We start from the raw sequence: 23,184 nt of genomic DNA, 5'->3' as shown, positions 1-23,184 counted from the left end.
TCATCTAGTGATGGCATATTATATTCAATTCGAACAACCCCAGTATGGACGAGTACCCTCTGCAAATCGCACAATTTTGTCCTACACAAAATGATGCTCAAGTCAGCCAACTGGGTGCTTTTTTTTCCATTCTTCTAGTAAAACAGCAAAGAAAAAGGTATGATGATTGTTATTCTGTATGGATAGGATGGGTAGAGAGATGAGAGAGACACTTACATTTCGGGAGAAGATAAGGCAGTTTCTTTCTGTTTTGCTCCCGATACTAATATCACAGCTGGCCTTGTTTTCCATGAATTTTTTTGACACTGTCATGTCAGGAAAAGCAAGTCCAACCGACCTTGCAGGGGTGGCGATCGGGACGAGTCTGTGGGTTCCTATTCAAACTGGCTTAACCGGAATCCTGCTGGCCGTCACGCCAATGGTTGCCCAAATGTATGGTGCCAAGCGTAAGGATGAAGTGCCCTATACAGTTATTCAAGCTTTATACCTGGCAGTGACCATTGCCATCTTAATTATGATCTGCGGCGGCCTATTGCTGAATCCCATATTGGATTTGATGAGTCTGGAGACAGAAGTCCGGCAAATAGCGAGGGATTTTTTAATTGCCCTTTCAATAGGGATCATTCCGATGTTTATGTATACGGTACTTCGCAGTTTTATGGATGCGCTTGGAATGACGAGAATCACGATGATGATTACACTGATTTCTTTACCGATCAACGTCATCCTGAATTATGCGCTGATATTCGGCAACTTTGGTTTTCCCCGGCTCGGCGGTGTAGGAGCGGGATACGCATCTGCTACAACATTCTGGTGTATTACGCTGATCAGCTTGTATGTGGTTCATAAGGTATATCCGTTCACTGAATTGGGAGTATTTTCACGTTTTTATCGGGTTTCCCTCAAAGAATGGAAAGAGATCATGAAGCTGGGAGTACCGATTGGTTTTTCCATTTTCTTTGAAGTGAGTATTTTTGCTGCCGTTACACTGCTGATGAGCCAGTTTAATACGATGACGATTGCAGCCCACCAAGCGGCGATTAATTTTGCTTCCTTTATTTATATGGTACCGATGAGTATTGCTATGGCACTGACGATTCTGGTCGGTTTTGAGGTCGGGGCAAAACGGTACAAGGATGCCAGACAGTACAGCTATCTGGGGATCGGAATGGCTCTAGTTCTGGCAATGATGTTTGGCGTTGGCTTGTTACTGTTTACTGAACAGGTGGCAGGTTTCTATACCAATGATGCGGATGTATTGCAGTTGACGAAGCACTTCTTGTTATATTCCATCCTGTTCCTGGTGTCTGATGCGATTGCTGCACCGATCCAGGGAGTCTTGCGCGGGTACAAGGATGTTACCGTTACCTTTATCGTTGCTCTGATTTCCTACTGGGTGATCGGCTTGCCGTCTGGATATCTCCTGGCAAATTACACCTCGCTTGCTGCTTTTGGTTATTGGATCGGCTTGATTACAGGACTTGCTGCAGGTGCGGTCTTTTTATTCGGGCGATTATTGTCATTGCAGAAGAAGATGATGAGAGCACAGTGAACTAAAAAAAATAAAGGCGCCAGATCAGTGATCTGACGCCTTTTTACGTACTTTTTCCACTTCATAAGGCATTTCCATTTTTTGTGCCAACTTCAGGCTTTGATTCCATTCCTTCTGTGCCTGTTTCTGATTTCCTGTTAACCAGTGGTACTGCCCCAAATAATAGTGTAGTCGAGGCTTTGCGATGGTAAAAATTTTGGCAAACGCTCGAAGACAATCAAGTGATTTCTGGATATTGTTTTTAAGTTCCTCATCGGCCAACTTGCCCTTTTCCCATAAAGAGAGGAATACCTCTACTACAGCCGCATAGCTGTCAAAGGAGTAGTAGGTGGTCGGTGCGGATTGTTCAATTAATTGTAGCGCTTTGACTGCATATTCTTTTGCTCGCTCCAGTTCTTCTGTTTTCAAATAGCAGAAGGCAAGCTGACTGTATACCCTGATTTCTTCTGTCGTCCCGATATTGATGCGAATCAGCGCTTCCGCTTCCTTCAACAGGAGGATCGCTTCCTCTATTTTGCCTGAATAAATCATCCCTTCCGCTTGTCCCAATAACCCCCACGATTGTGCCTGGGCATTGCCGCTACGCTTTCCGGATTCATAGATTGCCAGTGAATGGCCGATGCTCTTGGCGAAGTCGGCATGATGATAAGCAAGAACTTTTACATACAAATAGGAAGACGCTTCCCAGTACCTTCGATCTCCCATTTTTTCATAAATTTCCATTGCCTGAACGGCGTAGTCATAAGCATCTTGCCATTCGCCAATGCCAATGTGATAGAGGGAAATATCCATGGAGGCCCATGCCTTCGCAGGAGGCAGTTGCACCTTTTCGGCAACTTGCAATGCCTGTTTTTTATAAGATCGAGCTAACGGATGGATCGTCATGATTCCTGCGGTTACACACATATTTCCGGTTATTTGTGCCAATTCCAGCGAAGGACCAGCGTCTTCCGCCAAATTTAATCCATGGAGCGAATTGTACAAATTGTCCATTGGTTTGTTAATAAAAAAGTAGATTTCGGATAAGCGGAAATAGCAACGTGCCTGTTCGGTCAATTCTTCTTTGTTTTTTTCAAATCGCCCAATAAAATAGGCAGGGAAGAAGCGGTGCTTGAGTTGCAATAATAGTTGTTTGATCATATGTTTTTTGAATTCTGCAGGTGTTTGAGCCGTATGTCTGTTATAAAGCGAAAGGGCTTGGTTTAAGTAAGTTGTCGCATTTGTCATATCGCCAATTCCCATGTAGGATTCACCCAAGAGTCGATGCCATTTCGCAACGCTTTTTGTCTCGAAATTCTTGTGCTCAACAGTCAAGGCTACTACCTGACGAAAGACGCTGACCGCATCCTGATAGGAACCTGTTCGCAGAGCCAGTAATCCCGATTTTTCCAGGTATTCTACTGTTTTTGGCGTGTTTTCAGCTTTCGACCAGTGATAGGCAAGCGTACTGTAATAGGATGTCAAATCAGCAAATTGCCGCTCATACCATTCAGCCAACGCTTGATGAAGCTGTCTGCGCTGTGAATGAAGCATCAGATTATAAGATACTTCATGGGTGATGATGTGCTTAAAAATATAAGTCAGCTCGGGCTCCAGACTTTCAAGCAGTGTCAAATTCACCTCATTCAAGGTGAGTAGGTGCTCAGACAATTCTTTTGCAGCCGCTTGCATCGGCAGTATGCCATTTAGTGTTGTGTAAGTAAACAGCCTTCCAATGACACTGGCGACTTTTAACACGATTTGCTCTGATACGGGTAATCGATCGATTCTACTCGTAATAATTCCCTGAAGGGAGTTTGGGAAGTGAATCCTCTGGAAATCCTCCACGTTTTTGGAAACGTGACATACCCCATCCTTGATTTCAATCAATCCGCTGTCCCTGAGGGCATACGCCAATTCCTCGCTAAAAAACGGGTGGCCTTCTGCTTTGGTAAGGATCAAGTCGCTTACAACTTCTGGCAAGCTGGATACCCCTAGGCGTTTGCAAATTAATTCTAGTGTCTCTTTGCCAGTCAGTTCTTTCAGGGTGATTTTTTCCGTTGTGGGAAGATCGATTAGGTGATGGTAATCCATCGGGAGTTCAGGGTTATCCGGGCGCATCGAAATTAGCAGCAACAGATTGGGCAACTGCTGGGAAATGGCAGCAAGTAATGCCCAGGAGGCGGAGTCCAACCAATGCCCATCGTCAAGAATGATGGCAGTAGGGTCAGAACCGATCAAACGTTGAATCAGCTTGATGAAGAACTCTTGTATATTTTCTGCCCGTGCACGCCCAGTCATCTGATCTGTCCATTCATTCTCGGCAAATTCAAAGGGAAGGACAACATTTAACAGGGGATGCAGGTGCTCAAGGGATGGAAGCTGATCATGTATCGTTTGCAGTACATGTTCACGTCGGACGATTGGGTTCTCCGGCAAGGATTCGAGAGCGAAAAGGGTATGGAAGATGTGTCTCCATGCAAAGTAAGGCGTAAGCTGCTCAATGGAATCACCCAGGCCGAAAAGGATTTTTATATGCTCGTTTTCAGCCTTTCGTTGGAAATCAGCAGCAAGATGTGATTTTCCCATCCCTGCCTCACCAATTAAGAATACGGTCCCACCTGTCCCATTCAGCAGGTGCTTGATTTTTTTGTGAAGGATTTGTATTTCCGCATCTCTTCCAACAAGAGAGTGCTGATAATGTTGAGATGTCTTGGTTAACCGGATAGGCTGATACACGGGAACAGGATCAGAAAAACCTTTCAACTGCAATGTTTCATTACGCTGATAATGAATCTGACTGCTGGTCAAACGGAATGATTGCTCATCACAAAGAATGCGCCCGTCAGCCGCTTGCATCAGACGAGCAGCCAAATTGACGGTATCACCAATCATCGTATATTCACGACGGATCGCATTGCCGATGGAACCGCAAAATACAAGCCCGGTAGCAATCCCAATCGAGTTGACTATTCCTTTCCCAGATATGTTGGAGTGAATCTCCAAGCCAGCTTTGATCGCCCGTATGGCATCATCCTCATGAGTCAAAGAGGGGAGACCCATTGCAGCAACTACGGCTATTCCTTTTTCATCCAGGCTGATTTTATGGATCGTACCTTCCTGAATCTGCAGGATCGTTTGAATTTTCTCGATTGTCTGATGCATCTTGGCTAATGAGGCATCTTTATGGAAGTTGGGCAGTTGGATAAATAATACGGTAACATTGCGCAATTCAGCCGACCAATCCGCCTGGCCTGCATGTACACTGGCTAGAATAGACGGTGGAATATAGGGAATCAGGGCGGGTTCCAATTCCGGATGGATGGTTACAGGTGCGATCATATCAGGCAGCCATTCGCCTTTTACACTCAGTACAATAGCCCCGCAGCTCCATTCCCCGGGATTCTCTATTTCACAGTCATTCATTATGGATTGATAAGCCTGTGGAGAGAGCAGTACTTTGCCTAATTGGGCGTATGGTCCGAAAGCATTGATCTGATCGATCGTCTCGCCAGTCAGGATCAGTTCCCAGCAATCGTTTACGCCGCCTACATAGGAGATTTTGTAGTCGCCTGCACCAATCAACATTCGCAAGGAAAGCCTCAAATTAGGGATGATTTCCCGATTGTTCAAATCTTCCTGTAATAAGAGAGCACATTTTGCGGCGCGTTTGATGAACAGCTCTGGACCTTCAATCGGATGATTACCTTTCCACACAGCGAGCAAGGCGTCCCCGGCAAATTTCACCACGGTTCCGCCATGTCCTGTAATAAGAGAGATCATTTTGTCAAAGTATTTATTGAGAATAATCGACAATTCTTCCAGACCAATAGGACCTTTTTTCGTTAGCTGCTCGCAAAGGCTGGTAAAGCCTGAAATATCAACAAACAGCATTGCTCCTGAATCGTTCTCTTCTACTGGCTCGATTCTGTTCCAATTTTCATCGCTTAACTTCTTCAAAATGAAATCAGGAATATAACTTGCGAGAAATTCCGTATACCTGTTCATGATCGAGTCAACCTCATTTTCAGTGAAAAGACTTTTTTCAATAGTAGAATTATTTTATCACACTCTAATGGGAAGCTGTCAGTGGCGTCTTTTGTAATAGTGCATAATTCGACGATACAAGGATTTGTCTTCCAGGAGATTAAAAAGTTGTTTGATAGGAGTAAAGTTTGGCTCGATAATCCAGATTTTTCCTCTGTCGTCCAGAGCAATATCCAGACCAACCGTATCGATGAAGTGATAATGAGCGCGAAGCACCTTGACTGCTTTCAACGCAATTGTATCAATTTGTTTTTCGATTTTTTTAACAGAAGGCTTCCTGATCGTTGATTTTTTTATTGCCTTGGAAAACGGTAAAGCTTTGCCTTTGCTCCGAGCGACATTCGTAACGATATACCCAGGGCCCGCAATTTTGGCTAACTTGGCGGTAACTTTCCACTTTTTTTTACGCATTTTTTGAACCATGACCCGTAAGTCAAATGGTCTGCTGTTTACTTTTGCCAACGAGATTTTTTGCTGAATGATATGGGGAGAGCCTTTTGTCTTTCCTTTGACAAATGCATACGCTTTTGTTTTCCCGTCCAGTCTTGTTGTGTTTTTACCATGACGAACTTCATAGATTCCCTTTCCCTTGCTGGATACCTGCAAAACACCATGGCCGCCAGAACCAAAGGTCGGTTTGATGATCACATGGTTGTATTTCTGAAGGAAATGCGAAAAGGTTTGAAGGCTTAGTTTACTTGTTGGAGGCAGTGTTTTTGCTAATTTGGCTGATTTAGAGAGAATCTTGTATTTCGTCCATTTTCCCCGACTGTAACTCATTGCTGATTCATCTCTCCCTTATCCTTGAAGTCGTACTAGTAACAATATGTAGCAGGAGAATGATTGACAGTGTGCTTACCTACATCATGGAAGAAACGAGACCTGCGGGTGTCCCTTTTTTCAAAGAATGAGTAAAACGCCTACAGAATTTCCTTTCTCCCGTACATATGCTGTTGGTGTACTGATTTTCAAAACGAAAGGAATGAACCGAATGGGACTCTTTAACGGCTGCAATGACGATTTTGTATTGATTCTCGTGCTTTTCATCCTGTTGGTTATCGTTGGTGCATCTGAAGACTAAACAAAACGATCATGAACTACTGCGTTCGAGGATTCAGCCTCGGGCGCTATTTTTTTGTTTTGACAATTGGGTGTTGTAGATATAAAATACCCGTAGGGGTATATGAAAGTATTCTTTAGGAGGTAGCCAATGGATTGGATTCAATATGTGATTATGGCACTGCTGGTACTTTTCATCATTCGCAAGCTGATGCCGATCAAAGGACTGAAGAATTTGAAACAGGATGAGGTTTTTCAACTATTGGAAAAACCAAAGGATGTCATCTTTATAGATGTGCGGGAAGGGTTTGAATACAAAAGAGGACACATCAAACACTTTCAAAACATACCTCTGAGTGTATTGGAGCAGCGACTGCATGAACTTGATCGCAGCAAATCCATTGTGCTCACCTGTAAAAGCGGTATGAGAAGTCGCCAGGCAGCGAAGATGTTACTCAAAAATGGATTTACCCAAGTCAGCCATCTGCAAACAGGAATTTCAGGGTGGACGGAAAATTTGGTCTAAATAGGGAGGAAAAGATCATGTCAGAATTTCAAACGATTTATCCAACAGAAGTGATGGAAAGGGTAAGCAAGGGAGAAAAGTTGAATATTGTTGACGTTCGTGAACACGAAGAAGTTGCTCAAGGGATGATTCCTGGTGCCAAGCATATCCCACTACAAGAGCTGACGAGCCGTTATGCAGAGATCAATCGAGGCGAAGAAACTATTTTTGTATGCAGAAGTGGGAACCGAAGCGGAATGGCGTGTCAATTTTTAGCCAATCTGGGGTACCAAAGTGTAAAGAATCTGGCAGGTGGAATGAACTATTGGCAGGGAGATGTGGTTCGGAAGTAATTTTATAAAAGAAAGGAGGTAAGGCGTTGGTATATGACAACAAGCTGAAAAATCGATTAAAAAGGATAGAGGGCCAAGTCAGGGGTATTCTTGGGATGATGGAGAACGAAAAGGACTGCAAGGAACTGGTTGTCCAGCTTACAGCAGCTCGGGCGGCAATAGACAAATCGATTGCATTGATCGTAGCCGAAAACCTGGCTGAGTGCCTTCGTGAAGAGGACAGAAGCATGGAACAAATTACTCCGATTATCAATGAAGCAATTGAATTAATGATCAAAAGCAGGTAAGCGGGCAGAAATGCCTTTTCATTTTTTAAATTTATATACCCCTATAGGTATTATCGAGAGAGGTGATCACATGTTTCCTCATGAGAAATCGACAATTGCCATTGTGAGTGACGATGAAGCAAAAGCAATTGAAATTATTACGGTCTCAGCAAGGGCTGCATCTCTGGGAAGTGATATAACCCTGTTTTTTCTTTTCAAGGGTTTAGACGTATTACGAAACAAGGACGATCAGTTTGTGTATGAGCTTGTTCAACTGGCTAAAAAGCTGGGTGTAAGGGTAGTGGCTTGCTCAAGCTACGGCGATGAATCGGGACTGTCTGTGGAAGATTTTATGGAGGGAACGCACTTTGCGGACTTCCCGGCTTATCTCGTTGCTTGTGAACAGGCAAGAATCAATCTCGTCATGTAAATGGCAACAAACCATTGTGATGACAGATCAGGGGGAGAAACATGAAAAATTACATGAAGATATTGCTGTATTTTGTACTCCCGGTATCCGTTGGACTGTTTTTGTTGGAAGGCGGATTCGGGGCGAAAATCGAGCCGGGAACAACACAGGAGGAACAACAGGAGGTACAAGGGGTGGCTATCAAGGAAGTTAGACAAACGAATTCGGGAGAAGGGCTGCAGGTCCCCGGAACAATTGTGTCAGAGGAAACGGCTGCTGTTTCTGCAAAAATCATGGCGGCTGTAACCACAGTCCATGTGAAAAAAGGCAGTCTCGTCAAAAAGGGCGATCCGCTGGTCTCGCTTGACCCAAGGCAGGTACGCACCTATCAGGACCAGGCAGTAGCACAAGTGGCGGGTGCAAGTGCTGCCTTGCAAACACTGGATGGGTCCATCCGTGTGGCCCAAACGGAGGTCGAAAAGGCAGCGGTCATGGAGCAGCAGATGAAAATCAAGATGAACCATGCGGAACAGACATTTTTGCGGATGAAGAAGCTGTATGAAGCGGGAGCAGCCAGCAAACAGGACTATGAAAATGCCCAGACTGAATTTTTGGCACATGAGCGTTCCTGGATGGATGCAGGCAAAGGCCACGAACAGGCAAAAGCGAATCTCGCTGTTACCCAAGCCAAAAAGGGAGAAGCAAGCGCTCAGTATCAGCAGGCACAAGCAGGATATAACACTGCCAATGTAAACCTGCAAGAAGCGGTGCTTTACTCGCCTTTTGACGGAATCGTGACTGAAAAGATGATTGACATTGGCGATATGGCGACCCCCGGCGTACCATTGGTTACGATTGAAAGGGCTCCCTATTCGCTTGAAATAGACGTAGATGAACGAAAGATCGGCACGGTAAAAGTGGGAGAGCAATTGCCAGTAACCATAGATGCTGTTCAATATAAAGGGAAAGGGAACGTACTGGAAATTACTCCGAGAATTGACCCTGCCAGTCGTAAATTTCGGATGAAAGTATCGTTGCCGACTGACTTGCAGGTAACGAGCGGGATGTACGGTCAGGCTACAATCCCGGGAAAAGCGGAGGACAGAATCATCCTGCCGCAAACGGCCATTCTTTATTGGTCTCAATTCACGGGTGTGTACGTTGTAGATGACAAGAACGTTGTACACCTAACCTTTGTCAATATTGCTCCGGTCGACGACAAACACGTGGAGGTACTAAGCGGTTTGCAAATCGGGGATCGAATTGTGGTCCATTCCCTTGAAAAGGTCCGGGATAAAGTGAAGGTGGTGGCACAAAAGTGACGGGGGAAAAACTAGGCATTGCCGGAAGAATTGCAAAGGCATTTATTAATTCAAAATTAACTCCGCTTCTGGTGGCTGCTATCCTTTTAATGGGGATCTTTGCTGTCCTCAATACACCTCGTGAGGAAGAACCGCAAATCTCTGTGCCGATGATGGATATTTACATACCATTTCCAGGTGCAACCGCAGAAGATGTAGAAAACCGGGTAACAAAGGTCATCGAAAAGAAACTGTGGGAAATAGACGGAATTGAATACATTTACTCATCTTCAAAACCAGGTATGTCCATGTTTATTGCAAGGTTCAAAGTCGGGAATGATCTGGATCAAAGTCTGGTACGTCTTTATAATATCCTGATGTCAAATGTTGATGAGCTTCCGCCAGGTGCATCCCAGCCACTCGTCAAGCCGGTAACAATCGATGATGTGCCGATTGTGTCATTGACTTTGTGGAGCGAGGAACTGGATGATTATTCTTTGAAACGCATTGCCACAGTGGTAGACGATGAGATAAACAAGATCGAAAATATCTCCAAAACCAATGTAATTGGCGGACGGGATCGGGAATTGCGGATACAGATCGATCCGAAGAGACTCTCAGCCAACCATCTGTCGCCACTAGCCATTGAAGAGACGGTGCAACAGGTAAATGCCTCGTTAGTATCGGGCACGTTTAGTCAAAACAACACGACCAGCCAGGTTAAAACCGGCATGTACCTGACAACAAAAGATCAGGTCGAAAATCTGATAGTCGGGATGTATCAAAACCGCCCTGTTTATATAAAAGACATCGCTCAGGTAATTGACGGGCCTACCGAAGTGAGTAATTATGTACTGTTTGGAACGGGCCCCCAAGCAAAGGAAAAGGGAATCGCACCACAATACCAATCGATCTATCCGGCGATTACCATTGCTGTCGCCAAAAAGCCGGGAACAAATGCAGTCGATCTCGCAGATCAAGTGATCAAGAAGGTAGAGGATTTAAAAGGGAAGCTCATCCCGGATCAAGTCCAGGTAACGGTAACTCGCAATTATGGGGAAACCGCAAAAGAGAAATCGGATGAGTTGATCAAACACCTGGCAATCGCTACCGTATCGGTCATATTACTGATCGGTGTATCTTTGGGACTGCGGGAGGCACTCGTTGTAGGTGTTGCCGTACCTGTGACACTGGCACTGGCGCTGTTTTTAAGCGAGATGTATGGATACACACTAAACCGGGTTACATTGTTCGCTCTCATTTTTGCTATTGGGATTCTCGTAGACGATGCGATCGTCGTCGTGGAAAACATTCATCGCTGGTTACAAAAGGGAACGCACAGCCCCATGCAGGCAGCGATTTTAGCGGTGGATGAGGTAGGGAACCCAACGATTCTTGCTACCTTTACAGTCATTGCTACGCTGATGCCGATGGCTTTTGTCGGTGGATTGATGGGGCCATATATGGCGCCGATTCCGATTAATGCTTCTGTTGCGATGTTCTTCTCGCTGCTGGTAGCCTTTGTGGTCACCCCCTGGTTTGCCTATCGATACTTGCCTAAATCTAAGCATAAAAATACCCCGGCGGGTAATGGCGAGGAGATCCATTACGAAAAGCTGAAAGGCATTTCCAGATGGTATGCCATTACGATCCAGCACATGCTCAGAGATGCCAAGAAACGCTATCTTTTCCTGGCAGGAGTTGTGGTCGTCCTTCTTGGGTCATTTTCGTTCTTCTATACCAAGGCCGTCCCGATGAAAATGATGCCGTTTGACAATAAGAGCGAAATTCAGGTTGTCATTGATATGCCGGAGGGATCAACACTTGAGGAAACAGCAAAGGCGACGAAGGCCGTTGGCGATTATGTGTCCTCTGTCAATGAGGTGACCGACTATGAAATGTATATCGGTACTGCCTCTCCGTTCAATTTCAACGGATTGGTCCGGCATTATTATCAGCGCAAAGGTGACAATGTTGCAGACATTCAGATTAACCTGGTGAATAAGCATTTGCGTGAAGATCAAAGCCACGACATCGCCAAGCGCATTCGCCCGGAGATACAAAAAATCGCAAGTGCTTATCAGGCAAATGTAAAAGTCGTAGAGGTTCCTCCAGGGCCGCCAGTTTTGTCTACCATTGTCCTGGAAATCTACGGAAATGACAAACAAGAACAGCAAATGGTAGCCAAGCAGGCAGAACAGATTTTCCGTGAGACAGAAGGGGTAGTCGATGTTGACACCTACCAGGAAGCGGAACAAACCGAGTATCGCTTTACCATTAATGACAAGGCGAGACTGAACGGAATCAATGAGCAATCCATTGTAAAAACATTACAAACCATGCTGGATGGCGCCCAAATTGGACTTCTGCATCCGGCACATGAGCTGAATCCTGTCGTTATTAACGTGCAACCGTCTAAAGGTGATCGTTCTGGAATTGACAAGCTGACCAGCATACAGATTCCTACACAAGCGGGAACACAAATTTCTCTCGGAGAGATTGTTCATGTGGAAAAAGGCAGTGTGGAGCCTACTCTTTACCGCAAAAATTTGCAGAGCGTCACGTATGTTGTAGCCGATGTGGCGGGATTTGAGGAAAGTCCTGCTTATGCAATGGCGAAAATGTGGGATCGCATTGGGGAGATCAAGCCCCCTTCAGGTGTAACCATTGAGCAAAATCTGATCAATCAGCCATGGCTGGAAGATGGCGTCAGTGTGAAATGGGATGGAGAATGGCAGATTACGTATGAAGTATTCCGTGATTTGGGGATTGCTTTTGCGATTGCCATGGTCGTCATGTATCTCTTGATTGTAGGATGGTTCCAATCCTTCATTACACCGCTCATCATTATGTCACCAATCCCGCTTACCTTGATCGGCGTGATCCCGGGCCACTGGATGTTTGGCGCCTTTTTCACAGCCACATCCATGATTGGAGTGATCGCACTCGCCGGGATTATTGTCCGCAACTCGATTCTCCTGGTGGAATTCACCATCCAGAGACGGGAAGAAGGTGCTTCGCTCACGTGGGCAGTCATTGAAGCCGGAATCGTTCGTGCAAAGCCGATCATTCTTACCGCCGCCGCTGTTGTCGTAGGCGCTGTGGTCATCCTGTTCGACCCGATTTTCCAAGGCTTAGCCATCGCTTTGATGTTTGGCACAATCGCATCTACATTATTAACCCTGTTCATCATACCGATCATCTATGCGATGGTCGAAACCAAGAGAGCAAAGCTGAAAAACAAGCATGTCAATATCCAATGTGCTGACGATGTGATCGGCATGGGAAGAGGAAAGGATGAGGTGGAATGTTTGTAACAAACGGGAAAGGAAATATCATTCGTCTATTGGCAGGAATCTTTATTTTGCTCAGTCTGGCTCTAGCACAATGGGTGAGTCCGTACTGGCTGCTCTTTACTGCCTTTGTAGGGGTAAATCTGATTATTTCTTCGCTTACCGGGTTTTGTTTGCTGGAGAAGATATTGGTGAAGCTGGGGGTGAAGGAACAAGGTAGTAGTTCTTGTGGATTATAGAGGATACTTGCTTGTATTGACGTGAATTTTATATAGGAAAAGGGAATTACTTATTCTTGCAGGGGATTGCTGTTACTGGGCGATCCTTTTTGTTTTACTGTGTGAATTGTGCCAAAAGAAGTAAGGAGGTGTTAACATAGTCACATCCTTATTGATAAAAAAGTATTAAAATGAAAATCGACAAAATAATGAATTTATCCTAAAAGTATGTCGAAATATATCTTTTCTGCTACTATAGTATTAATGCATTTCTACATAATTCCTTATTTTACTTTATTATCCGCAGCTTCGATAAAGGCAAACCCATTGAAAGGTGGGGACGCAAAGCCACGGGTCTAATGCTCTACTGAGCAATGACAGCCGGGTTACCAAGCATCCAGAATCAACGTAAATTCATTTGGTAACGAAGGCTATTTCTTTTTGAGGTAGCCTTTTTTTATTTGTCATTTAAAGGGGGATTACATGAAAGTTACGGTTTCATTTAGTAGAAAAAGCACCAAAAGACTAGCAGTTCATTTTATGAAAGGGGAATGTATCCATAAATGATAAAACTAGTTATTCACATTCTATCTGCGTTGGCCCTTACTTTTGCAACACTGTTTATTCCTGCTTCCGGGGTCTATGCAGAGGAAAATCAGACTGAGGAAGTTGTACCGAGTCTGCCTCCCGAATCGGAGCTGCCTGATCTTTCTCCTGCCCCTCCGACCTGGAAGCCATCCCAAAAAAGTAGTGATTCTACCACATCACAACCTAGCTTTCATCTAAAAGCGCCTAGCATCTGGGTGAGCAGGATGGATGAAACAAGCGTTACGTTGAATTGGACTCGTGGAGCATATTTCTATGAACTGCAAAAGTGGGATGAATCAAGTGAGACATGGGAAACCATTTATCGTGGAGAAGTGGCAAATTTTACACTTTTCGATGTACCAAGAGATTCCTTTACTTTTTTCAGAGTTGCTGGTTGGGATGGCACTTGGTCACCATGGAGTTTCCAGTCGGGTTATCTAGCAACCTATAATTATGCCCGCTACAGTGGAACACAGAATACGGTAGAGCTGAATGCAATGAGTGATAATAATGTGTTGACCACGTCGAGTGGAAGTAATTTTGCTTATGTAAAATGGATAAACGAGAATTGGGTATCCGTATATGCCAGTGACGAACCTGTTTTTACAGATTCCGATACCCAATCAAATGAGGAAAGTTACTATGCGATGTTTGCGAGAAACAGTGGGGAATGGCGAGCATTGAACGGGTATGGATTTATTCGAGCGAATACCCCGCCTGCTAAGCCGGAAAATCTGAAGGTTAACTTGACATCCTCTTCGATTGAGCTGACTTGGAGCCCAGTAAGTGGAGAACCTTTGGATGATCCTTCCATCACCTATCATGTTTATCTCAATGAAAAGCCAGTTGGAAAGACAAAAGAAACCTCCTATACCTTTTCTGACCTTAATCTGGACGATGAAAATATCGTTGGTGTTTTGGCAGAGAACAGTTTGTACGCCAAAAGCGATTTAAGTACGGTAACTGGCACCACTTCCAATCTGAAAAAATATGAATACATCTATGAAGGAAACCGTCTGAAAAGAATTGTGGAGGATGGGGTCGACATTGTTGTGTTTGAGTATGACGAAAACGGAAATCTGACTGTGAAAAAAATCTTAAAGTAGCTTTTATTGAGGTGATGAAATGAAGTTTGCCAAAATAGCAAAAATTCTATTGAGTGTGTCGTTGCTATCTGCAATCTGTATTCCCAATCAAATATTTGCAGATACCACAAAAATTCAAGTGAAACCCGCTGCGGAATCGACCTCGTTTGATGTGCAGATCAGCGGCGAAGAAGGAAAAAAGCTTTGGAAAATATCAGATATTACGATCACTGCTGATGCCCCGGAAAAAACAGAAACAAGTATTCAAATAGACGATGGAGCAATCACTCCTTTTTCAAACAGTTATTCATACTCAGATGAAGGAAAACATACAGCAACCGTCTATTTAAAAGATGAAGAGGGAAAAGAACTCGGACAAGTCTCCAAAAAAATTAAAATTGATAAGACCAAGCCTGAATTAAAGGTACAAACGACTGGATTGGAAGGAGAAAATGGATGGCTTCGGTCAGATGTTGAGGTCTCTGTTGGAGCAGAAGATTTGATTTCGAAATTGGCCCGAGTAGATTTCGGATTCGATACACGAGAGCTGGAAACGTATATCGAGCCATTTTGGGTAAGAGAAGAAGGGACTCACTATATTGCGGCTGAAGCCGAAGATAACGCAGGAAATGTTGAAAAATTAGAACATCCCTTTTACATAGATAAGACCAAACCGGTCATATCGAATGTGTACCTGCAAAGAGAGTATTTCTGGGGGCAAGAATTTCCGATACGCTTTCAGACCTTTGATGCCATCTCTGGAGTCAGTTCTATTACTGCTACTATCAACGGCAAGAATGTAACAAATGGAAGCAATTATTTATTTACTGAGCCAGGATGGCATACATACCGAATTGAGGTAAAGGATACAGCAGGCTGGGCAGCTGTCTATGAAACCAGGTTCGAGGTATATATTCCTGCAAGAATCACCTTTCATCCAGACAGTTTACAGCTAGATCATGGATCGGGAATGGCAACCAATTTCATCGAGCTGCCTGCACCGTTTGAACCAGAGAGGATCAACTTTTCTACCGTACAGACAAACTCACAGATCGTGCATGTTCAGGATCCTCAATATGGATATGTGAAGAATCCGATCGGTGATGAAGACGAAAACGGAATTCGAGATATGATGCTCAAGTACGAAAGAGAAACACTGGTACCTGTCATTGTTCCGTATGGAAATGGGGATGACAAGTGGAGTCCAACCGTGATCACGATGTATGGCGAGTGGGGCGATTACCACTTTAAGGGTTACGATGATTTCCGTGTTTTGAATTCGGGTTATGTTCCACCACCACCGGATGTCACTCCGCCAGGTATTTCAATGGAACCACCAGATAACTCGACCAATGTATCGGTTAATGTTACACCTATCCTGACCTTTACTGAACCTGTTTTATCCAGTGGTGGGACGGAATTAAGCGATGAAGCAGTGGAGGAGATCATTCGTTTTACCAATCAACAAGGTGAGGAAATCCCATTCACGGCGAATTGGATGAAAAACACACCTTCTATCCAGGTAAATCCCAATGTACAGCTAGTAGGGGACACCACTTATACAATTGAATTTGCAGGACAATCCGTAATGGATGCAGCGTACAATCCTTATCTTTCTGTAACGGAAGCGGTTTATAACCAGAATAATGAATTCCGATCAAATTTTACTACGGAAAGTTATTCAATCGTTTTCCTTCCACCGCTGCCCATTCCAGTAATTGAAATTGAGGTAATCGATGAGGAGCCACCTCCGCTACCTCCGCCAACAAAACCAAAGGATGATCCACCAACAGTTTCAGTGAAACCTAGAGTTTTACCTTTGCCAGATTTGCCACCTTCCCTTCTAAATGAATGGCAAGTGTATCTGAATAATACGGTAGCCAGAGAAATAAGCATGTCTTCTGATCAGAATGTAATATCCAACGGGGTTAATCGGGCCATTGAAACGCTGGAAGCCTATCTTTCCGCTGGAAATGAAACTAGTACACTCTCTGCTAGCAGATTAAAGAAGAAAAAAGAGAGTGCGGGAGAAAGCTCATTAAACAAATTCGACGTACTCGATCATACCGTTAACTCCGTGATGAAGGAAGTTACGACAAAACTGGAAAACGGCGAAATCAGTCCAGAACAGGCAGCACAATACACAAGTCATTTATTACATGCCGGTTACGGAACGCTTATTGAAAAATTACCGGATGATTCGTCAGATGAATTTGATCAGACGATTGATTCATTTAACGCGCTACTGGACCAGGTAGTCAGTAAAATACAAGTCTTTGAAATCCCGGAAGGTTTGGCAAACGAGCTAGATAATTCCATTCATGGGCTTATTGCCAAGCAAAACAATTATGAGGTAGCGAATAAGGCAAGTATTTCCGATCTCGCCCAAAAAGTGAAAGAGACCAAAAAGAATCTGAAATCGTTACAGGATAAGTTAAGTCATGAAGTTTCAGCTATCAATGTCCCTTATATCCTGCCAGTTTATCTAAATGATAAGGAAGATACACAAGTTACCATTCAGCCGAAAGCTGTGAAAAGCATGATAGAAGCTAATTTCTCATTATCCATAGAAAATGGGCAAAAAGCAGGAATCATCATTCCCGCAGAGTGGTTAGATGAGACGGGAGCGAAAAAGTTACAAATCTCACTTAAAAAATCGAAAGACAGTAAGAAAAAGAATAACGAAAAGAATGAACAAGCTTATCAATACGAGGTAAAGGTAAACGGTAAATCAGTAACAGAAGTTGAGGATCAGGTGATTATCAAGTTGCCAGTTTCCTCAAGTAATGAAAGCGACCTAAAAGTGTATTACTTTGATGAAGAAACAGAGGAATGGACAGTAGTTACCGATGAAAATGGAGAAGCCATAACAGTGAACCAAACACATGACTACGTCAGTTTCTCCAGCAAACATATCGGTCTATTTAAAATTTCGGAGTAATGTAGCAGATGGATAAAGAGCTCTGCCTATCATTCTTCTTGTGGTAGGCAGGGTACAAAAAACAAAATAATAGGGGTTTTAAGATGAAGAAGATCCTAATGTATATGTTAGTCTCCATCGTTTTATTGACCAGTGTTGTTCCTGGTAATGTTTCCGCTAGCAGTGATGCGAATAAACAAACGGCAGCCAATCAAACCAAAAAGCCGAAAGATCCGAAGAGTACCATTGAATGGATCGTAGATGAACTTCCAGTGGAAGAACAAGAAGAAGACACGAGTGTGAAACCGGTCTTTTCAGATGACGAAATCTTGCAGATGGAATGGGACCAACTTCCGGTTAAGAACGTCCTGAAAATCAACCAATTGTATGATCGGAAAACCATTCAGATTTCCTCTTATTTCTACACGAACTTGAGAAGACTTCTGTCTAAAGATGAGATTAACGAAACACTCAACTGGAATGATGAATATGTCATGGAACAGATTCGTCAATTGCCAAACAATCAGTTTAATCATTTAACGAAGTATACACCTGTCATTTCGTGGATGCATAAGAAATGGAAGGACAAAAAGGATAAACCAAATAAACCGGATAAACCAGGCAATAAGCAACAGTTGGATGCAAGAACACAGTCTGTTCAAAGATCAATCTCTGAGCCAACGGAAACAAAATACACCATGAAAGATATGGAGTATCAGTATTTCAAAAGTAAAACGCTCAACCCGGTGGACGATTTATATCGGGGGGCAAATGTGGTTGAAAATGATATAGAACTTGATGGAAAACATGGTATGGATTTTGTGTTGCAGCGAAGATATCATACCCTGGATAGTTTTGTGAATAAACCTGCTACAAGTGATGAAGGGTCAAATTTTACTTGGAACGCTGAATTACCAAGTGATGGCGGTGATCATGATTTTGCAATTGGTTGGGATTTTAATATACCATCCATTGTCATGTCAACGGCTACGGTAGATACTTACCGATCAGAGGGTTCTCCCAACATAACTCCCTATGATACGTACCATACATCTATAGATAGAGCGAGAAGATATACGTTTAATTTAGAAGATGGAACGTCTCTGGAGTGGAGAGATGGCAAGTTTGACATTCCTGGAAAATGGGTCAACTATCCATATGCAGGGTTAGAATTCGAGCACGATTGCAATAACTGTTCCGCTTTTTTGACCCTGAATGGAGTGAAGTATGAGTTCACGGATGGCTTCGGAGACCCTTCATATACTCAAAAAGTAATTAAAACAAATATGTACGGTGACACCATCACATATGAAATTCCACCAAGCTATGAATATACAAAACCGATTACGATTACAGACAGCGTAAAGCGTGTTATTAAATTGATACGAGATAAAGATGGAATCATTACGGACGTAAAAGTTTTTAAGGATTCGTCAAGTACAGTTCCAATAAAACATATTCATTATGGGTTAAATTATCAATCAGATGATGATTTAGGTGAATACTATGAGCTTGCATCAGTGGAAGACCATACGCAAACACCAATGATACTTGCTCAATACGAATACAACAACCCTGAAACAACTGGATACACACGATTTAATCTTAATGCGAATTATTCTCTTGATTGGGATGGCGAGGGAGTACCTTTAGATCATAATGGTTATGAAAATCAGGAGTATATTGATACAACAGAAAGTCATTGGGATTGGGATGAACATTGGTTGTATAATTTACAACTAAAAAAGGTGAAATACCCTGTTCAAGGACTTGATATTAACTATACGTACGGCACTTACAGCGATTTGATTGATAATCATAAAATTGATTTCTTTGATCGCGGAGTTGTTCGATTGTTTAAGGATCGGAATGCGCTGACATTCTTGCAGTACTATCCGGTTACAAGTGTTACGTTTAGCTATATACCAAAATCAAATGCTTTAAATGGGCAAACGATTTACTCCTTCACTAAATCATATGAAATGAAATCACAAGAAATTTGGAAGGTTCCTAAATCAACAATTCCACGTTTAGAAAATGCTTTGAACAGAGACGGTGGAGTTGTTCGGTCCCATGAAAATCCGGAAATAGGAGCAACGGTTGAAAAGACTTTTGAAGTAAATCAGGACCGCAACCATCTCTTGAAGCTGGTAAAATCTACAGCCTCAAAAGGACTCACGATGAGAGCAAATGATGGCAGTAAAGAATACAGCTATAATCCTACGACCAACATCAGTTATTTGTATACTGGTAACAAGACCAAGCCGATTGCTCAGTATAGTTTCTTGGAACCTACTACCGAACTGGCAAATATACCGGTATACCAGTACTTGCTTAATCCTAATGAATCCATGCTTTCCTCTGTTCAAGGAAATTTGGAAAAATACGCCAATATAACTACTTATGAATACGACGGTAATGGGGACATAAAAGTAGAAATTGATCCATTGGGTAATCAAACAGATTATGATTACGAGTCAGGAACAAAAAATACAATTCTATACAGACAATTAAAAACAAAAAGTAAAAAGTCAACAGATGGATTAGAGCTGTCTGAAGTCTATGAGTACAACTCTGACCGTCTTCTATATTCGGAAACTATTACTTATAGTAAGACGGCAGACAAAAGTAAAAAAATCTACACTTACCAGGATAAGTTGCTGACAAAGATTGATACAAAAATATTTGGAACGAGCAGCGGCACGAAAACATTAGTTACAGAATACCCATCGTATGATAGCTATGGATTACATCCTGAGACCATGGTACTTAGCGATATTGAAGGTGTTGTAACGGACAGTGGGGCAGCAACGGATAGACTTTCCTTCTCTTATCTTTACGATGACCTGGGAAATCTGAAGGAACAAACGTACCCGGATCAAAGTAAAGTAAGTTTTTCGTATGATGTTCTAGGACGGAGAACAAGCGAAGAATTTACTCCTGCAAAAAGCACAATTTCTAGAAAAACAACATATGGTTATAATGCTGATCGCAGTGTGACACAGACGCTTCCCGATGGATCAAAAATAGATACTTTTTATACACCATTTGGTGATGTTGAATACAGTGAGCAAACGAGTCGAGATGGGCAGAAACGGCCACTGGTATACAATTCCTATGGGGATGACGGTCTTTACGTAAGTTCAAGTTATCCATATGCGTTAGAAGACAGAAAGGTCAGGTACCACTATAATTCAGATGGCTCGCCAATTTATATTAGCAGACGAGAAGGGATCAGCTCCTACTTTTATGCCAATGCAGCACTCGACAGCTCATCAGGAGAGTATATTTTTGAAGATGTAACAAAAATGATAGCACCGAGAGGACTAAAATCTGAAAAATACACAAATCGTTATGGGCTAGCTTACAAGGATGTTTCAGTGACAGGGGACAAAGTACAGAAACACATTGTGGAGTATAAACATAACAATTTTGGATTCGTGGATAAAAAGACAGAGAGCAATGGCAGTGAGTCCAGAGATTGGGTATATACGCTGAATGTGAATGGACAACCTACCCACATAAATGACCCGGAGAACAATGAATATAATTACAAATACGATTCAGTAGGGAATTTAATTGAGGTAACTGAAAATGGGGTTGTTACCAGCACGTACGATTATAATGTTTTGTCATGGAAATTAAGCGAGGTAAACCAAGGAAGCACCAAGAAACATCTATACACCTATGACGAAACGGGTAATGTGAAAACATATGTAGACAAGAATGGAAGTACGTATAGCTACAAATATACACCATATTATGAAGTGGAACGTGTAGATATACAGAATACAGCAAAACCAGAAACCTTTTTCGAAGAATATAAATATGACGATGCTACCCGTTTGCTAAAGAAAATGAACAATGGATATGGAGCCGACATTAGTTATCAGTATGACAGCTTTAATCGTATGAATCATTTAACAGCCCACGGGAAAGAGTACAAAATCAATTATCAAGAAAATGAAGGCTCCATTAATAAGAGCAATATTAATGATCTTGATGATCTGATGGACTCCCTGGTTTATGAAGATGATAAAACAAAAATTAACTACACATATGATTCTGCCGAGCGACTTGCATCTGTCTCATCGCCGTGGACAGGAATGTTCAGTTACGAATATGATTTGAATAGCTCGGGAGAAAGCAGAGAGGTATCGTATCCAAACAATACGACAGTCCAACGAAACTTTAACTCATTTGGTGAAATTATTAAAACAAAGCACAGCGATGGTTGGATGGAAGAAAATCAATTTGATGGATTCGGGAATATTAATCAACAAAAAACCAACGATACTGAGAAACTATTTGAATATGATAAGATTAACAGAATTAAACAAGAGAGCGGTCAAGGATTAAAGAAGTATGATTATGATGATCTCGGGAATAGAGAAGTACTGCAGCAAAAAGAGGATCTAACGTTTGAGAATGAAAGCTTCCAATATGATCTGCAAAATCGGTTGAAATCCTATACCAAAGCCGATAAAACTTCAACATACACCTACAATAATGACGGCCTGCGTGCTTCCAAAAAAGTAGACGGTAAAGAAACAAAATACGTGTATTTGAATGGTAGAATTATAGAAGAGCTTGATGGTAACGGAAACACCATTGCACGGAATCTGTGGGGTAACGAGTTACTTTCTCGAAAAGACTATGTTAACAACAAAACGGGGTACTATTATTACAATACTCATGGTGACGTAGTTAAAATTAAAAGCCCCACGGGAGAAGATTTAAATACCTATGAATATGATATCTGGGGAAATGTAATCAAACAAACAGAAGGTATGGAGAATCCTTTCAAATACAGTGGGGAGCCGCTTGATTCTGAATCGAATCTCTATTATTTACGGGCACGGTATTATGATCCAAAAGTTGGCCGCTTTATTACAGAGGATACGTATAAAGGGCAAGTGGATAATCCGCTGTCGTTGAATCTTTATACGTATGCATGGAACAATCCTTCACGCTACACTGATCCAAGTGGTCATGCTCCAGATTGGATAGAAGATAGGATTGCTTGGACAAAGTTAAATTGGATTCTTTTCAATCAATATAAACTATCGATATTTAGAAGTGATGCGTACTATACAATCTCATCTGCATTTGAGAACTACAGCGACCACATTCATAACGTTGGAAGTAAGTATAATGTTCCCTCTTGGATTATTAGCGGGATAATTGTAAAGGAACAAATAACTAAGTCAATACCTGATTTCGTTGCAGTTGTTCATACGATTGGGACTCAAGAGACTCATTCTACAGGACTTGGGGCTATTTTTCCTGAAACAGCTTTGGATGCATGGATTGCCGTTAATCCGGCAGAGGCCTATCAACTTGGTCTTGATAAAATGAGTTATACAGAAATTGAAATGAAGCTTTATTCCGATGACGCATTTAATATCGAAACAATTGATTTGATATTAACAATGTATGCAAGAGAATTATATGGTGAAGATGTCGATGCTTCGACTTTAACCGAAGAACAGTGGAAAGCTGTCATCGGAAGATACAACGCTGTAGATGAAGGGAAAGCAAAAAATTACTCCGACAAAGTAATCGAATACAAAGATCAAGTCATAGAACTTACAGATTGAGAGGTGCTT

The 23,184-nt window shown here is 42.5% G+C and carries 14 protein-coding genes and 1 riboswitch; of the genes, 12 read left to right on the top strand and 2 right to left on the bottom strand.

Annotation, left to right across the window (positions count from 1 at the left end; genetic code table 11):
• The first annotated feature begins 199 nt into the window (after positions 1–199).
• Entirely contained in the window at positions 200–1,552 is a 1,353-nt protein-coding gene (locus ACPW7N_RS04250; RefSeq protein WP_425649780.1) for an MATE family efflux transporter, read from the top strand.
• A 24-nt stretch (positions 1,553–1,576) separates the two neighbouring features.
• On the opposite strand, the gene ACPW7N_RS04245 is transcribed toward ACPW7N_RS04250, so the two are convergent.
• A complete protein-coding gene (locus tag ACPW7N_RS04245; protein WP_425649779.1) occupies positions 1,577–5,539 on the bottom strand; it encodes an adenylate/guanylate cyclase domain-containing protein in 3,963 nt (1,320 codons plus the stop codon).
• Between the two features lie 78 nt (positions 5,540–5,617).
• A complete protein-coding gene (locus ACPW7N_RS04240) occupies positions 5,618–6,358 on the bottom strand; it encodes a YheC/YheD family protein (RefSeq protein ID WP_425649778.1) in 741 nt (246 codons plus the stop codon).
• A gap of 211 nt (positions 6,359–6,569) precedes the next feature.
• Between ACPW7N_RS04240 and ACPW7N_RS04235 the strand changes: the two genes are divergently transcribed.
• From ACPW7N_RS04235 to ACPW7N_RS04185, 11 genes are all read left to right on the top strand, one after another.
• Positions 6,570–6,659: a YjcZ family sporulation protein gene (locus ACPW7N_RS04235; RefSeq protein WP_425649777.1), complete on the top strand. Its 90-nt coding sequence runs from the start codon at positions 6,570–6,572 to the stop codon at positions 6,657–6,659.
• A gap of 129 nt (positions 6,660–6,788) precedes the next feature.
• A complete protein-coding gene (locus tag ACPW7N_RS04230) occupies positions 6,789–7,163 on the top strand; it encodes a rhodanese-like domain-containing protein (protein ID WP_425649776.1) in 375 nt (124 codons plus the stop codon).
• Between the two features lie 17 nt (positions 7,164–7,180).
• Complete coding sequence (locus ACPW7N_RS04225; RefSeq protein WP_425649775.1) at positions 7,181–7,495, top strand: rhodanese-like domain-containing protein; 315 nt, start codon at positions 7,181–7,183, stop codon at positions 7,493–7,495.
• Positions 7,496–7,521: 26 nt separating this feature from the next.
• Positions 7,522–7,782 (top strand): metal-sensitive transcriptional regulator, encoded by a 261-nt coding sequence (locus ACPW7N_RS04220; protein ID WP_425649774.1) that lies wholly within the window; start codon positions 7,522–7,524, stop codon positions 7,780–7,782.
• 70 nt (positions 7,783–7,852) lie between these two features.
• Positions 7,853–8,191: a DsrE/DsrF/DrsH-like family protein gene (locus tag ACPW7N_RS04215; RefSeq protein WP_425649773.1), complete on the top strand. Its 339-nt coding sequence runs from the start codon at positions 7,853–7,855 to the stop codon at positions 8,189–8,191.
• 41 nt (positions 8,192–8,232) lie between these two features.
• Positions 8,233–9,492, top strand: coding sequence for an efflux RND transporter periplasmic adaptor subunit (locus ACPW7N_RS04210; RefSeq protein ID WP_425649772.1), 1,260 nt, complete (start codon positions 8,233–8,235; stop codon positions 9,490–9,492).
• Positions 9,489–12,788, top strand: a complete 3,300-nt coding sequence (locus ACPW7N_RS04205) for an efflux RND transporter permease subunit (RefSeq protein WP_425649771.1) — start codon at positions 9,489–9,491, stop codon at positions 12,786–12,788. Before ACPW7N_RS04210 ends, ACPW7N_RS04205 begins: the two co-directional genes overlap by 4 nt.
• The gene (locus ACPW7N_RS04200) at positions 12,779–13,003 is read left to right on the top strand and encodes a YgaP family membrane protein (RefSeq protein ID WP_425649770.1); all 225 of its coding nucleotides are present in this window, start codon (positions 12,779–12,781) and stop codon (positions 13,001–13,003) included. Before ACPW7N_RS04205 ends, ACPW7N_RS04200 begins: the two co-directional genes overlap by 10 nt.
• 286 nt (positions 13,004–13,289) lie before the next feature.
• Positions 13,290–13,376, top strand: a riboswitch (cyclic di-GMP riboswitch).
• A 169-nt stretch (positions 13,377–13,545) separates the two neighbouring features.
• On the top strand, positions 13,546–14,676 hold the full coding sequence (locus tag ACPW7N_RS04195) for a fibronectin type III domain-containing protein (RefSeq protein WP_425649769.1): 1,131 nt from the start codon (positions 13,546–13,548) through the stop codon (positions 14,674–14,676).
• A gap of 19 nt (positions 14,677–14,695) precedes the next feature.
• The gene (locus ACPW7N_RS04190) at positions 14,696–17,596 is read left to right on the top strand and encodes an Ig-like domain-containing domain (protein WP_425649768.1); all 2,901 of its coding nucleotides are present in this window, start codon (positions 14,696–14,698) and stop codon (positions 17,594–17,596) included.
• A 251-nt stretch (positions 17,597–17,847) separates the two neighbouring features.
• Entirely contained in the window at positions 17,848–23,175 is a 5,328-nt protein-coding gene (locus ACPW7N_RS04185; RefSeq protein ID WP_425649767.1) for an RHS repeat domain-containing protein, read from the top strand.
• The last annotated feature ends 9 nt before the right edge of the window (positions 23,176–23,184 follow it).

This window comes from Brevibacillus nigriterrae, from assembly GCF_049846925.1.
GTDB lineage: Bacteria > Bacillota > Bacilli > Brevibacillales > Brevibacillaceae > Brevibacillus_H.
Note: the sequence above shows the minus strand (reverse complement) of the source record. Positions and strands in the feature narration are given on the sequence as shown.